Source organism: Pseudoalteromonas sp. Cn5-37, from assembly GCF_021532495.1.
Lineage (GTDB): Bacteria > Pseudomonadota > Gammaproteobacteria > Enterobacterales > Alteromonadaceae > Pseudoalteromonas > Pseudoalteromonas simplex.
In genome coordinates this window covers 28,988-42,967 of the sequence record NZ_JAKGBA010000029.1, presented here as the reverse complement: position 1 = coordinate 42,967, position 13,980 = coordinate 28,988, and the positions used below count along the sequence as shown (strand labels likewise).

Annotated in this window: 13 protein-coding genes and 1 pseudogene; 8 read left to right on the top strand and 6 right to left on the bottom strand. The window is 40.3% G+C overall.

Annotated elements, in window-relative coordinates; genetic code table 11:
- The first annotated feature begins 144 nt into the window (after nt 1-144).
- From L1266_RS19285 to L1266_RS19275, 3 genes are read left to right on the top strand one after another with little or no spacing between them, the layout of a single operon-like run.
- A complete protein-coding gene (locus tag L1266_RS19285) occupies nt 145-1,266 on the top strand; it encodes a PDC sensor domain-containing protein (protein ID WP_235378161.1) in 1,122 nt (373 codons plus the stop codon).
- Nucleotides 1,267-1,319: 53 nt separating this feature from the next.
- On the top strand, nt 1,320-1,568 hold the full coding sequence (locus tag L1266_RS19280) for a hypothetical protein (RefSeq protein WP_235378160.1): 249 nt from the start codon (nt 1,320-1,322) through the stop codon (nt 1,566-1,568).
- A gap of 16 nt (nt 1,569-1,584) precedes the next feature.
- Nucleotides 1,585-2,139: a sensor histidine kinase gene (locus tag L1266_RS19275; protein ID WP_235378159.1), complete on the top strand. Its 555-nt coding sequence runs from the start codon at nt 1,585-1,587 to the stop codon at nt 2,137-2,139.
- Between the two features lie 413 nt (nt 2,140-2,552).
- Here L1266_RS19275 and L1266_RS19270 read toward each other — a convergent pair whose 3' ends face one another.
- From L1266_RS19270 to L1266_RS19255, 4 genes are read right to left on the bottom strand one after another with little or no spacing between them, the layout of a single operon-like run.
- On the bottom strand, nt 2,553-3,269 hold the full coding sequence (locus L1266_RS19270; protein WP_235378158.1) for a cytochrome b/b6 domain-containing protein: 717 nt from the start codon (nt 3,267-3,269) through the stop codon (nt 2,553-2,555).
- A 31-nt stretch (nt 3,270-3,300) separates the two neighbouring features.
- Nucleotides 3,301-3,606 (bottom strand): DUF3240 family protein, encoded by a 306-nt coding sequence (locus tag L1266_RS19265; RefSeq protein ID WP_055022338.1) that lies wholly within the window; start codon nt 3,604-3,606, stop codon nt 3,301-3,303.
- The gene (locus L1266_RS19260) at nt 3,599-6,667 is read right to left on the bottom strand and encodes an efflux RND transporter permease subunit (RefSeq protein WP_055022337.1); all 3,069 of its coding nucleotides are present in this window, start codon (nt 6,665-6,667) and stop codon (nt 3,599-3,601) included. The genes L1266_RS19265 and L1266_RS19260 overlap by 8 nt, the downstream gene beginning before the upstream one ends.
- A gap of 3 nt (nt 6,668-6,670) precedes the next feature.
- Nucleotides 6,671-7,702 carry a hypothetical protein gene (locus L1266_RS19255; protein ID WP_235378157.1) on the bottom strand — a complete coding sequence of 344 codons (1,032 nt, stop codon included), beginning with the start codon at nt 7,700-7,702 and terminating at the stop codon, nt 6,671-6,673.
- A gap of 155 nt (nt 7,703-7,857) precedes the next feature.
- Here L1266_RS19255 and L1266_RS19250 point away from each other — a divergent pair, with 155 nt between their 5' ends.
- On the top strand, nt 7,858-8,367 hold the full coding sequence (locus tag L1266_RS19250) for a helix-turn-helix transcriptional regulator (protein WP_062564760.1): 510 nt from the start codon (nt 7,858-7,860) through the stop codon (nt 8,365-8,367).
- Nucleotides 8,368-8,539: 172 nt separating this feature from the next.
- On the opposite strand, the gene L1266_RS19245 is transcribed toward L1266_RS19250, so the two are convergent.
- The gene (locus L1266_RS19245; RefSeq protein ID WP_235373814.1) at nt 8,540-9,433 is read right to left on the bottom strand and encodes a LysR family transcriptional regulator; all 894 of its coding nucleotides are present in this window, start codon (nt 9,431-9,433) and stop codon (nt 8,540-8,542) included.
- Between the two features lie 155 nt (nt 9,434-9,588).
- Here L1266_RS19245 and L1266_RS19240 point away from each other — a divergent pair, with 155 nt between their 5' ends.
- From L1266_RS19240 to L1266_RS19225, 4 genes and pseudogenes are all read left to right on the top strand, one after another.
- Nucleotides 9,589-10,347 (top strand): SDR family oxidoreductase, encoded by a 759-nt coding sequence (locus tag L1266_RS19240; RefSeq protein WP_235373815.1) that lies wholly within the window; start codon nt 9,589-9,591, stop codon nt 10,345-10,347.
- A gap of 74 nt (nt 10,348-10,421) precedes the next feature.
- Nucleotides 10,422-11,429: a zinc-dependent alcohol dehydrogenase family protein gene (locus tag L1266_RS19235; RefSeq protein WP_235378156.1), complete on the top strand. Its 1,008-nt coding sequence runs from the start codon at nt 10,422-10,424 to the stop codon at nt 11,427-11,429.
- A gap of 22 nt (nt 11,430-11,451) precedes the next feature.
- Nucleotides 11,452-12,459, top strand: a complete 1,008-nt coding sequence (locus tag L1266_RS19230) for a zinc-dependent alcohol dehydrogenase family protein (RefSeq protein ID WP_036973880.1) — start codon at nt 11,452-11,454, stop codon at nt 12,457-12,459.
- Nucleotides 12,460-12,638: 179 nt separating this feature from the next.
- Nucleotides 12,639-13,067 (top strand): annotated as a pseudogene (locus L1266_RS19225) (transposase); the annotation flags it as partial.
- A gap of 46 nt (nt 13,068-13,113) precedes the next feature.
- On the opposite strand, the gene L1266_RS19220 reads toward L1266_RS19225, so the two are convergent.
- On the bottom strand, nt 13,114-13,875 hold the full coding sequence (locus L1266_RS19220; protein WP_036973881.1) for an IS5 family transposase: 762 nt from the start codon (nt 13,873-13,875) through the stop codon (nt 13,114-13,116).
- Nucleotides 13,876-13,980: the final 105 nt, after the last annotated feature.

Here is a 13,980-nt window from a genome sequence, read left to right as displayed (position 1 = left end):
TATTCATGCTGTTGTGTGGTAACAAGCCTAATTGCACGTTCACGAAATTCTGATGTATAGCGATTTGATTTTTTCATAGTTCCAGTTTCTCAAGTTATTGAGTCTCTGGCAAACACGGGGCGATTCAGTAAACTTCTGTTATATGTGCTTTTACCTTCAACAGTGCTTTATTTTTCAACTTTCTATTTCTGGGTTTCAGAAACGTTAGAACAAAAATTGACGAATACTAAGCAAGCACTTGCCTTTCAAGCCAATCTTCTTTCACAAGAGCTTAATAAACAAAACTTTAGTGCGCTACAAATTGCCAAAACTATGGCAGATGCCCAGCATCATGGTCTTTTTGGCCGTCGAGAACAGAGTAGTGCCTTTGCCAAATCAATTATAATTAATAACGAATTCCTGGAAGCTGCTTACTTTGGTTACGAACCAGATGCTGATCAATTCGATTTAAGCTATTTGAAAGTAGCGCCCGAGGAGGTGCGTTTAGGTTTGTCAGAGACAGGACGATTCGTTCCATATTGGAAGCGGGATGAAAATTCTTCAATTAGTGAGCGACTTGAGCCTCTTGTTGATATTGAAAGCAGTGAATGCTATCTAGGCCCAAAAGCACTTGCTGCGCAAAATCAGAACGGACCTACCATAACAGAGCCTTACTGGTATGAAGGGGTTCAAATTGTCGAATTTACCTACCCTATTGTGATAGATGGTCAGTTCAAAGGTATCGCGGGCGTGGATATGGCCTTAAACGAAATACTAAACAAAGCGCTTAACATTGCTGCCGATAGAAGCATTTTTATACTCAGTAATAATGCCAATATTGTTGCTTCCACCGAATCCGAACTTATCACCAAGTCATTTATGCAAACACCTTATTCTGCCCTACTTTCCCGTTTCTCAGACAGTGAGTCAGAAACCGTCAACTTTCCATTGAACAATGGGCAAGAGTTGTTATTTACTCATGCTGAGATGCCCTTAAGTGGCTGGTTGGTAATTATAGGCGCTGAAAAGAACGAAATATTATCACCGATTTACAGACAAATTGCCGACATGATACTTATCAGTTTGGCAGGCTTTATTATCCTTTTAATCGTGGTATTGAGAATAGGTCGAAAATTTAATAGCCGATTTCAAAGAACTACAGAAGTGATAGATAGATTAGCATCGGGGGATAGTGCAACCCTACCTGTGAGTTTCGAGGATACAGACGATGAAGTTAGCAGAATGAATCGGCAATTAATGCATTTACATCAGGGGATTATAGTATAACCATCATTCCCAGAAGTGATAAAGATAATTTAGCGTTCGCCTTCAATCAGATGATGTTAAAACATCAAGCAGAAGTGTTGAGAAAAACTCAGCAACAGTTGATTCAATCAGAGAAAATGGCCAGCTTAGGAAACTTGGTCGCTGGTGTTGCCCATGAAGTCAATACACCTGTTGGTATATCACTCACAGCTGCTTCTCAAATAGACTATTTGATTGGAAATTTATTACTTAACATGGAGTCCGGTAAGATAACAAAAACTCGGCTGAAATCTTCGTTAGACGAGATTCGTAGCAATAACTGAACTTGTTTTATCTAGTATGCAGCGGGCCGCAAATCTCATTCAAGATTTCAAGCAAGTTGCAGTCGATCAACACATAGACGAGAGCAGGCCTTTGTTACTAAGTGAATATTTTCAAAAAATTCTCTCTAGCTATTCCCAACAATTGAAAAAGGGTCAAGTAACTGCGGAAGTCAAAATCACTGGAAAAGAACATGCTATCGTTACTGACCCTGAGACAATGGCACAGATATTTAGTAATTTAGTAAGTAATGCCCTAACCCATGCATTTCCCCGCAGTAGCGGCACTTTCAAGCTAATATGCGATATCGATACTCAGGGTGACTGGATAAACATTAAGTTAAGCGACAATGGCGTTGGCATGAGTGAAGACCAAATGAAAAGAATATTTGAACCATTTTATACTACTAACCGACATGGTGGTGGCAGTGGGCTAGGCCTTCACATTGTATACAACCTAGTGACTCACAAGCTCAACGGTGAAATTAAATGCAGCTCACAAGTTGGAAAAGGAACCCTGTTTACGATAGGGTTTCCCGCCACTAAACAAGATTCCATTTCTCGAATGGTATGACAGCGATGTGTCAGAGACTTTAACTAATTTTGTTTAACTGCTAATCACACATACTCTATTTAGAGTTTTGAATTGGCAGATGCAAATGAACAAAAAAAGTTAATTGAGTGTCGGGCTTTATTATTGAATTTAAGATGTGAAGCTATTGCTGTATGGCTATATTTCGCACAAAGCGTCTTTCGATTCTAACTCATAATTACCCATCAACGAGTTATAGCCATGACTCGCCTTCGCTCCAAAACAAATTAGGGCAAATGTACTATTGGCTGCTTTAGACGAGGAATATTCATCCTGCATAACTTGCCAATTTTCACTTGTAAGCAATAACCCAAAGGTTTTCAACTCCAAAAAGAAAGACCTCCCTTTGTCTTTCGTATTGATAGCCTATATAAACTAAGAGTCTTAAATTTAGTTTAGTCATTATTCGATTTTTCGGGTAGAAACTTATAACCATTGATCATTGCTGAAACCAGCCCTGATTTTTCTCTTTGTTCAGCAACGATAACACCTAGTATATGCAATGGAATAAGTATTATTAGGGCATAAAATGCGTATACATGAGCAGTGATAATGGGGGATCGAAATTCTCTAAGATCCTTATAACGTTCATCGTCAACGTTAACTTTTGAATAAGGCTTGATTACATCAAGTTGAGTATCGTCAACCGCAATGCTTTTAACAAAGTGCTGTCCTAACGGTGGGTAGTAAATATCAGTCCCTGCCAGAATTAAGCCCGTCGCCATTTGAATTGTCATTGCTATCAGCAAAGCTAATACCATGAGCTTCCCTATTGGATTATGGCCTTTGTACACTTGTTTGGGAGAGCGTCTGAATTTAGTTAGTTCCTTCTTATACCCTTTCATAAATGGCAGAGTTTGTGACCACATGTCATTCGACGAACCAATAAAACCCATAACCAGCCGAATGATAAGGTTTATGGCAAAAATGTAACCGATAGTAACATGTATGGTTTTAAGCATTATTTTGGCGTCCACCGTTACTCCAAGTGTTTTTCCATTAAAGATGATTAAGCCGATCACTATTAGTAAGCTAATTGTGATGACGTTTATCCAGTGAAAAAGCCTGATGCTTTTAGGCCACACATAAGTAAGTGTTCTAGTTTTGTTCATAACATTTCTCCTTTTCCAGAGATTGCGTAACTTATAAATGGCCTGTTTCGGTGATAGTTGTTGTCCAATACCTAATTTTTATGGTTGTAAATAGTAACTTTAGTTCTTCTTTAAGCTTTTCTAATTCACATTGCTCAATAACTACTTCAAACTTCAGCATATCTTTGTAGCCTCTAACTTGTTCCTCTAAGCTAAAAGCACTATGTTTCTTGCTGTATCCCATGATCGGGAAAATGTTGAAGCCGGATGCTATATCACTCAGCATTAATTGGTCGATAACATCATCCTTGTGCTTCTTAGGGACTATGAAGGTAAAAACTAATGATGAACTAAACATTGCGCTGCTCCAATAAACGATACCAGATTGGTAATAAATAGAGTGTTGTTGCCGTTGAAGTCAGTAAGCCTCCTATAACAACTATAGCAAGCGGTTTTTGTATCTCAGCTCCCGGACCTGAAGCAAACGCTAAAGGTATTAGGCCAAACATTGCAGTGGTCGCGGTCATAAGTACTGGACGCAGCCTTCTTCGAGAGCCATCTACTACACGTTCAGTGATATTAGATATAGTGGTTCTGCTCTGTTCGAAATAACTAACCATAACGATACCATTGAGTACTGCAACACCAAGTAATGCAATAAAGCCAACTGATGCAGGAATTGATAAATATTGTTTAGATATTAGTAACGCAAAAACCCCACCCATTAAGGCGAATGGGATGTTACAAAGAATCAAACTTGCTAAGGATACAGAGCGAAAAGTTGTAAATAAAATCACAAAAATTAAGATCAAAGCTAAAGGAACAACGATAATTAAGTTCTTCATTGCTCGTTGCTGATTTTCGAACTCACCACCAAAAGTTACGGAATAGCCGCTAGGAAGCGACAACTCAGAGTGAACTTTAGCTTGTAACTCTTCAACAAAACTTACCACATCTCTGTTTTCAACATTGGTTGTAATTGAGACAAAACGTTTACCTCGTTCTCTTTCGATCAGTAAAGGTTCTTGTTCTACCTTAATGTCAGCGACGCTCTCTAGAGGTAAAATGGTATTATCAGGCATTAAAACAGATACTTGTTTCAAATCATTTATTGAGCCAATCTGACTTGCTTTGTGCTTCGACGAAGCACCGAAAACAATAGGCGTAAATTTATTAACGGTAACTAGTTTAGATATTTGTGAGCCTTCAAGTTGTGGCTTTAGAAAATCAGTTAATGCTTTAGTGGTTAAACCAAATTGATGAGCTATTTCAGGTTTTAATGAAATGCGAATGTATTTTCCACCCTCTATCAATGCTGTTTGTATGTCTTGACTACCAGATACTTGGCTTACTAACACTTTCATTTTTTCAGCGATATTTGCTAATTCTTGGACTTTATCCCCAAAAACTTTTATTGATACATCGCCTGTAGTGCCAGTTAGCATTTCAGTTACCCGCATTTGAATAGGTTGAGTAAAATTCGTGTTCATACCGGGGTAATTTGATAATACGTTGCGTATATCTTCGATTAGCTGTTGCTTGGTATCAAAGCGCCACTCATTTTGAGGCTTCAACTCCATGAATATATCCGTTTCATTTAGGCCCATAGGATCTAGGCCAAGCTCATCTGATCCAGTTCTGGCTACAATTTGAAGTATTTCAGGTACTTGTTTTAGTAGTGCTTTCTCTACTTGGGTATCAATATTTAGAGAGGATTGCAGGGTAATAGATGGCGACTTTTCTAGTTGAACAATGATGTCTCCTTCATCCAACGTAGGCATAAAACTTTTCCCCAAACTTACAAAGGCAAAAATGCTTGTGATCAACACCAAAAAAGCTATCGATGATGCTGATTTAGGTGAATTAATAACGCTTAATAGCGACTTTTTGTACTGTATTTGTAATGATTTGATGAAGCTAGGCTCACTCGCTTCATTTGATTTCAGTATCATTGAAGCTAGCACCGGGATGCAAGTAAACGCTAAAACTAGCGCAGATAACATCGCAAAAACAATCGTCAATGCAACAGGCGTAAACAGCTTCCCTTCTAACCCTGAAAGAGTTAATAGAGGGGAAAAAACAATAACGACAATTAATGTTCCTGATACAGTTGGCACAGAAACTTCTTTACATGCTCTATAAATAACATGCAGCTTAGGAAGTTTGCTGTTTTCTGAAAGCCTATTTACAGTATTTTCAACAACGACAACAGATGAATCAACAAGCATACCAATAGCAATAACTAAGCCTCCTAAACTCATTAAATTTGCTGATATGGAAAAATGGCTCATTAATATAAAAGTAGCAAGAGCTGCCACCGGCAAGGATATAGAGACAATTAGTGCCGCTCTAAAGTTGCCAAGAAATAAGGCTAGCAATATGATAACGAGCACTACAGCTTGAACTAATGCATTTGTGATGGTTTCAATAGCAGTACTAATCAAATTAGATCTGTCATAAAAGACATTGATAGTAGTGCCACTAGGTAGTGAGCGCTCTAGTTCTAAAAGTTTTTCTTTAACTGAACTTACTACTTGGTCGGTATTACTGTTTTTTAGCGCAATAACTAAGCCTTGTACGGCCTCTTCACCATTATGTGTCACTGCACCATAACGTATTAAACTTCCTTCGTTGATTGCTGCAACATCGGCTAACCTGATTATTCCTTGTTGGTTGTTTTTTATAACTAACTGACGTATATCATCAATTTTTTCAAATTGTCCTTGTGTTCGAACAACAAAATTGTCGTTACCTTTGTTTATTCGGCCAAGTCCTCCATTTAAATTGTTAGCTATTACGGCTTGTTCAATATCACTAAAAGAAACGTCTAGTGATTTCATTTTCAAAGTAGTTGGTGTTATTTCATATGTTTTTACATAGCCGCCTAAACTGTTTACATCTGCGACGCCTTCAACTGTTCGAAGAATCGGTCTGATCTGCCAGTCCAAAATATCACGTCGCTGTTGAAGGCTTAAGTTTGGATTATCAACTGTAAACATAAAAATTTCACTTAGAGGCGTACTCATAGGAGCAAGACCACCAGAAATACCCTCTGGGAGTTCAGCCCAAATATTCATCAGCCTTTCATTTACTTGTTGTCTCGCCCAATAAATATCAGTGCCTTCTTCAAAATCAAGTGTAATATCAGTAATAGAATATTTTGTGGTTGAACGAAGAATCTTTTGAGATGGAATACCGAGTAACTCTGTTTCGACAATACGTGTAATTTGAGTTTCTATTTCCGAAGTTGTCATTCCCGGTGCTTTTAAGACGATTTTTACTTGGGTAGGAGAAATGTCGGGAAAAGCATCAATTGGCAAATTAAACCAAGCGTTGACTCCTGCAGCAGTCACGAGCAAAGTCAAAATAGTAATAAAAATTCGTTGAATAAGAGAAAACCTGATCACCGCACTTATCATCGTTTATTCTCCCAGCCCGAGAAATAGACCTTGGGCAATGCTAACAAAGGAGCTAAGTACTTCGGCTTGAGGTGTTAGATTGTCAGATTGAACAATGTAGCTATCATTCTCATTGCCAATAATAATGACCTTAACTATGTTTATTTCTTGTCCTCGTTTTACTGCAACATAGCTTTTGTTATTGAGTTCGAATAATGACTGGTGAGGGACTTTAATACCTTCAATTAAAACGATAGGTGTTAGTAACAGTTGTTGCCCGAGTTTAAGCTCACACGATGAGTCGAAACTACTCCATACTGTTTGCTTATAACGGCTGATTGTTTCGTCAACATTTTCTACTTTTAGTATGCAATTATCTTCAGTTTTAAATGAGTTAACATTTTTTACATTGCTAGCTAATAGCGAAGATTTTACAAAAACATTATGGGAAGGAATTATTTCAAAAAGGTATGGTGATTGTTCGTTCGTATACTCAAGTTGACCATTAGAAGGACTGATTATAAAAATATCGCCGTTCTTATCGATGGCTAATTGTTGTAGTGCATGGCTTAAGTGTTCAAAACTTAACTTTGCTTGAAGATAGGTTTTGTTGATGTCTAACCATTCAGCACTTTTTATCGTTTTCGAATTTGCATAATTTTTAACAGACTCAAGATGCTTCTTACTTTTTAAAAGTATTGATTTACTGGCATCTATTTCTTCTAAGAAGTGATTTACTTCTGGCCCTTCTATTCTAGCTACTTTTTGTCCTTTACTTACCTTAACACCCGGATTGTATAAAAAAGATATTTGTTGCGGTGTAAAAGGCAGTTGTACTTTGAAACTGGATTTAGGTTTGAAGGATACTTCTCCAAGCACTTGCTCTATCTCCATACTGTCAACCCGATGTACGGTTTGGAACTTATGTTTAAAATTTCCCAATTGTGAAATGGCGATCACTGAATTGGTGACTTGTTCAGCTTGAATATGCATGCTTAAAACAGTTAACAACATTGACGCTATTAATGAGAATAATCGATATGAGGTTGCTATCATTTGTTACTGACTCTTGTTAGGCTAACTGGGATAGTTGCCTTGAATGGTTTGTAAAGTGAAGTTACCTTACAAATAATGTTTAGTTTTTACGTCAGGCATGTGTTGTAGATTCATGAGACAAATGTCCCATAGACTTTTTAACTGGTTGATTTTAAATGAAAGATAAATCGATAGCGGTGCTTCTAGCTATAATAATGGTACTCAATTTTTTTGATGTAATTACTGATATTTCTTTAGGTGTTCCAACTTGGCATATTGTCGAAGAAAGCTTGATTGTTTTAGCTTCAGCGATTGGTTTTGTTTTTTTGGTTCGAGATATTTCAAACCGCACAAAGCGTATTAAACAGTTGAAAAGTGAATTAGATAAATCGGGCATTCAACTAAAAAATATTTCGGAAGAAATGAAGCGCGCTCGTATAAAGTACAGTGAAGTCATAAATGAACAGTTTAATCAGTGGAGACTGACAAAAAGTGAACAAGAAGTTGCTATGTTAATGCTGAAGGGATTGAGTTTTAGAGAAATTAGTGGTGTAAGAGATACCAAAGAAAAAACAGTTCGTCAGCAGGCTTCTAGTATATATGTCAAAGCGGATGTAGAGGGTCGGCATGAGTTTTCAGCTTGGTTTTTAGAAGACTTCATGGAGCCAGACAGTACACTAGAGTAGAGTAGTCATCCTTTATCTTACCTACTATTATCTAGAAGATAAGAACACTTTAGCTTATGTAAAGTTGAATAATCTAAAAGGCATAGGCTTAACTTGAAATAATGGCCGTTTTTGACAAAGAGCCGCAATTCGCCTCTGAAACGTTTTTGTCCAGAAACGTGTTACATCCCCATTAGCGGACACTCAATCTTGACACCAAGTGATCAAAAACCAATCGAATACGTTGTGGTACTGGACCACGTTGAGGGCGATAAATATATAAATCCCAAGGCACAGGCTCGATCTCTTCTAACACTCTCACAAGTTTCTCTTGGCGTAATAAGTCTTGGGCCAAAAAGTCAGGAATTTGAGCAAACCCCAGTCCATTTTGTATAGCCATTAATTCAGCTTCGGTGTCGGCACTTCGAAAACGTGTTATGGATGGCGTCCACTGTCTGTCCATGGAAAAAACCCATGGCCAAAGCTTTCCCGTATTGCGATCTACTAACCCTGTAACCGGCAAGTGGTTTAGTTCTTCAATAGACGCAGGCCTTCCCACTCTATTTATTAAGTCAGGCGAAGCCACGACATACATATTAATTTTGGTGAGCTGGCGGGCAATAAATCGACTATCTCTCATGAAGCCGATACGAATCCCAATATCTATTTTTTCGTCAACTACATCCACGCGCTCGTCACTGAGTGTCAGGTCTATATCTAGTTGAGGATGTATTGTTGAAAGTTCCAGTAACACAGGCATTAAGCACTTATGACCAAAACCAACAGGCGCTGCGATACGAACACGCCCTTGTAATTCATTACCCGAGTTAGGGGCGCTTGTTTGAAACAATTCATCTACAGCGCGCAGGCGTTCTTTTGCTATCAAAGCAAATTTTTCTCCAACTAGGGTCACTTGTATGTGTCGAGTATTTCGATGAAATAAAAGCTCCCCTTGCAATCGCTCTAACTCCTTCACTGCTCGCGTCACTGCCTGAGGAGAAATTCCCAGACGGTTAGCCGCTTCTTTAAAGCTGCGAGACTCAGCAGCAGTACAAAATATCCGGAGCATTTCCAATCTGTTAAGCATCACAGTCACATTCAGGTTTGAAATAAATACATAAATATTATTCCAAAATATGGAATTGTGAAATTAAAATATTTCCATTTATTGATTTTTGAAGGTAAGAGATACTTTGCTTGTTATTTAGACAACGTCATTCAACTTATTTGAGGATATTAACTATGAGCAGTGTTTTAGCAAATAACATCAGCGGTAAGGTCGTTGTTATCACTGGTGGTAGCAGCGGTTTAGGCGAGACCACGGCAAGACATTTAGCCAGCCTTGGCGCATCTGTTGTTTTAGGTGCCCGACGCATTGAGAAGCTTGAAGCTATTGCTGCTGACATACGTGCAGCGGGCGGAGAAGTTGCGGTTCAAGCGACAGATGTGACTAGCCAGGACGAAGTGAAGGCCCTTGTAAATCTTGCACAAGAGCGCTTCGGTAAAGTTGATGTGGTTATCAATAATGCAGGGTTAATGGCGATTGCACCGTTAGCTGAGACTCGAGTTGACGAATGGGATCGCATGATTGACATCAACGTTAAAGGTCTGCTGTATGGAGTAGCCGCAGCGCTTCCGATCTTTCAGGCTCAGGGAGCAGGCCACTTTATCAATATTTCTTCCGTAGCGGGTATCAAAGTATTCAGTCCCGGCGGCACGGTTTACAGCGGAACCAAATTCGCTGTTCGCGCTATTGCCGAAGGCTTACGCCATGAAGTTGGCGGTAAAATTCGTTCAACAATCATTTCACCAGGTGCAGTCGAATCTGAATTAAAACATGGAAGTTCAGATACTCAAGGTGCAGCCTTTGTAAAAGATTTTTATCAGCAAAATGAAATTCCATCTGAATCTGTTGCTCGTGCTATCGCATACGCAATTGAGCAGCCTGCGGATGTGGATATCAACGAGATTGTTCTGCGCCCAACTGTTCAAGAGTTTTAATTCGTTTAATAAAAGACCGATTAACCAGCGGGTGATTTAACCACCCGCTGAATATTCAGTTTGTGAGGTTATTGATGACAGCGTTAAACAGACAAATGCGTGGTTTGGTATTAGATAGCTATGAAGAGGATACAGTATTCCGGGATGCCCTGATTAACTTACCCTCTCCATCAGCAGGTCAGGTGCAAGTAAAAATATTTGCAAGTGGAGTCAATCCTATTGATTACAAGATCCGCCAAGGTATCGCTCCTTACGCCATGCCGGAATTGCCCGCAGTACTTGGCACCGATTTAGCTGGAGAAATTGTTGCTGTCGGCGACGGCGTCACCGACTTTGCAATAGGCGATGCCGTTTATGGTCTGACTGGCGGAGTGCGAGGATTGCAAGGATCATTGGCTGAATATGCCAACGTAGATGCTGAGTTACTTGCTCTCAAACCGAAAAATTTGTCCATGCGTGAAGCTGCGGCTTTACCTCTGGTTGCACTTACCGCTTGGGAAGGTTTGGTTGACAAGGCGAATGTTAAAGCGGGCCAGAAAGTCCTTATCCAAGGTGGAGTTGGCGGAGTTGGGCATGTAGCTGTGCAAATTGCTAAGGCCTTAGGTGCCGACGTTTATGCCACTGCGTCGACTGGAAAACAACAACTGCTCAAGGCGCTAGGTGCCACGCCAATTGATTATCACACTGCAAGCCCTGCTGAGTACGTGGACGCATACACCCAAGGCAAAGGATTCGATATCATTTACGACACTGTCGGTGGCTCTGTACTCGATGCTTCATTAGATATCATTGCACATTATGGACATATTTTAAGCTGTGCTGCATTCAGTTCACATAACCTGGCACCGTCGTCATTACGCTCTGCAACATTGTCAGCGATTTTTGTGTTACATCCACAGCTCAGCGGAGAGGGGCGCAAACATCATGGTGACATTCTGCGGCAAATTACGGCTCTTGTTGAAGCTGGACAAATTAAGCCACTACTCGATCCGTTACGCTTTTCCCTAGACACGGCAATGGATGCACATAATGCCGTAGAGTTGGGAGCCATGGGTAAAGTCGTTATTGATGTAATTACTTAAAAAGTCATTGTTGAGGATGCATATGAGCCCAAGAAAACTAATTCGAACTGTTCGTTTCCATGAATTAGGTGGCCCCGAGGTATTAACTATTGACTCGCTGGCGAGTCAAAGTTTGCAGGCCACTGATGTACGTATTGCGGTCAAAGTTGTTGGGCTCAATCGTGCTGATGCCATGTTTAGGCGAGGCAGCTATATAGAAAAGGCTGACTTCCCTTCGCGAATCGGCTATGAAGCATCCGGGATAGTCATTGAAGTCGGGGAAGAGGTAAATCATTTACGCCTTGGGGACGAGGTTTGTATTGTCCCTCAGATGGGGCTTTCTCAGAACGGCTGCTACGCAGAAGAGATTGTCGTACCAAGTGAATATGTGGCACTCAAACCAGCAGGGCTAACCTTTGCTGAAGGCGCAGCAGCTTGGATGCAGTACATGACAGCTTATGGCGCTTTGGTCGAAATTGCTAACGTGCAAAAAGGCGATGCAGTACTGATAACCGCCGCATCGAGCAGTGTTGGATTGGCTGCGATTCAAATTGTGAATGCTCTGGGGGGTATCCCAATCGCTACAACTCTAACAGGAGCTAAAAAGGCTGCTGTGCTCAAGGCTGGCGCGGCCCATGTGATTGCAACCCAAGAAGAACCGCTGCTGGATAGCTTGAGAAGTATCTTGGGAGAAAACAATTTAAAAATCGCATTTGATGCTGTCAGTGGGCCGCAGATAGCTGAAATTGCTGAAGCAATGAGCCCTGAAGGAACAATAATAGTTCACGGAGCATTAAGTCCCGAAACAACTCCTTTTCCCTTAAAAATAGCACTTCGTAAAAGTCTGACAGTTAGGGGGTATGTGTTTACTGAAGTTATAAAAGACATCGAGCGTTTTCGCAGAGCAAAGCAATTTATCCTCTCGGGTTTATCCGAGGGAACACTCAATCCTGTCATTGATCGAAGCTTTAAATTTGAAGAGATAGTAGCAGCGCATCACTATCTGGAGTCCAATCAGCAGATTGGTAAAATAGTGGTCGAACTTGATTAACAGTTCGTAGCTTACGCTAGTCTCTCAACTCAGTCAGTGCCTGATTATAATTAGCGTGGGCTTTTTTGCGGAAATCGAATGAACTAAATCAGAATCTTACGATCAGATCAGGGATATTCATTCACTAACTTTGATTACATGCCGAAGCCTCGCTAAAAACCACTAACTGGCGCAAGTACAATATTTCAGGCGTGACAGATGCGGAAGTACTCCCAAATTTACTCAAACGAACACGCCGATCCATCAAGGAAATTTCGGGAGAAGGCGCCTACGATACAAGGGAGTGCCACAGGGCGATTAGGGTTAAGAAAGCGATACCTCTACTAATCCCTCCACGTGAAGGAGCCGCCTTCTGGGAAAAAGGTCATCCACGTAATCTGGCGGTTGGTTGCCAAAAGCTCTATGGTTCGAACAAAAAGTGGAAACGAAAATATGGTTACCACAGGCGTTCATTGTCGGAGACCGCTAAGTATCGCGCAAAACAACTACTAGGCGCTTCACTCACGCTTCGAAATTACAATGCACAAGTTGGGGAGACATACGCCATGCTCAAAGCACTCAACAAGCTAACAGGGATAGGTATGCCCGAAACTCAGTATATCGTTTAAAATGCAAACGATTTTGCTAGGGCTGTTGATCTTTGTAGTACATATATCAATCAGCCCACATTGGTAGCCACATCATAGTAAATGCTAAAGCGAGCATTGAATGATAATTTCGTTCAAGCTTTTCATACCGCGTGGCTATCCCTTTATATTGCTTAATACGGCCAAATGCATTCTCAACCAAGTGCCGATATTTGTACATGCACCAGTCAATATCTTCATTGCCTACTAAACGGTTGCCCTTACGTGGAATAACGAGAGTAGCGTTATTATCACGAATAAACGCTCTCAGTTTTTCACTGTCGTAGCCTTTATCTGCGACAACCATATTACTTGTTGGGCAATTAGCTACGAGTGACTCTGCATGGACGATATCATGCGTATTTCCACAGGATAATTCATAATAAACAGGCAATCCTCCGCTATCGACTGCAAGATGAATTTTCGTAGAATTTCCACCTCGGCTCTTTCCAATTGATTCATTGTCAGCAGTTCTTGCACCGCAACTATGTTGATGAGCCCTGACAATACTGCCATCAATGAAGACCCAATCCATGTCCGCATCACGAGATAATGCGCGAAACAGTTCATTCAAAATCCCTTTTTTGGACCATAAATTAAACCGTCTGTAGATAGCACTCCAACGGCCAAAATCAGAAGGTAAATCTCGCCATGGAATACCTGTGCGCATCTTATACAGTATGCCTTCGAGCGTTTTTCTTTGGTCGGGCTTATTATAAATTCGACCACTTAAGTACATTACTTTTGATAAGACATTCCATGTCCCGTCTGTTAACATTAATCTTGGCATGTAGGTTCGGTGTAAAGTTTTCTGGCGAATTCAATTATACTTTATCTTCATGCTGTTTGTTCTTCATACCACAAAGATCAACACGCCCTAGTAATAAAGAATTTT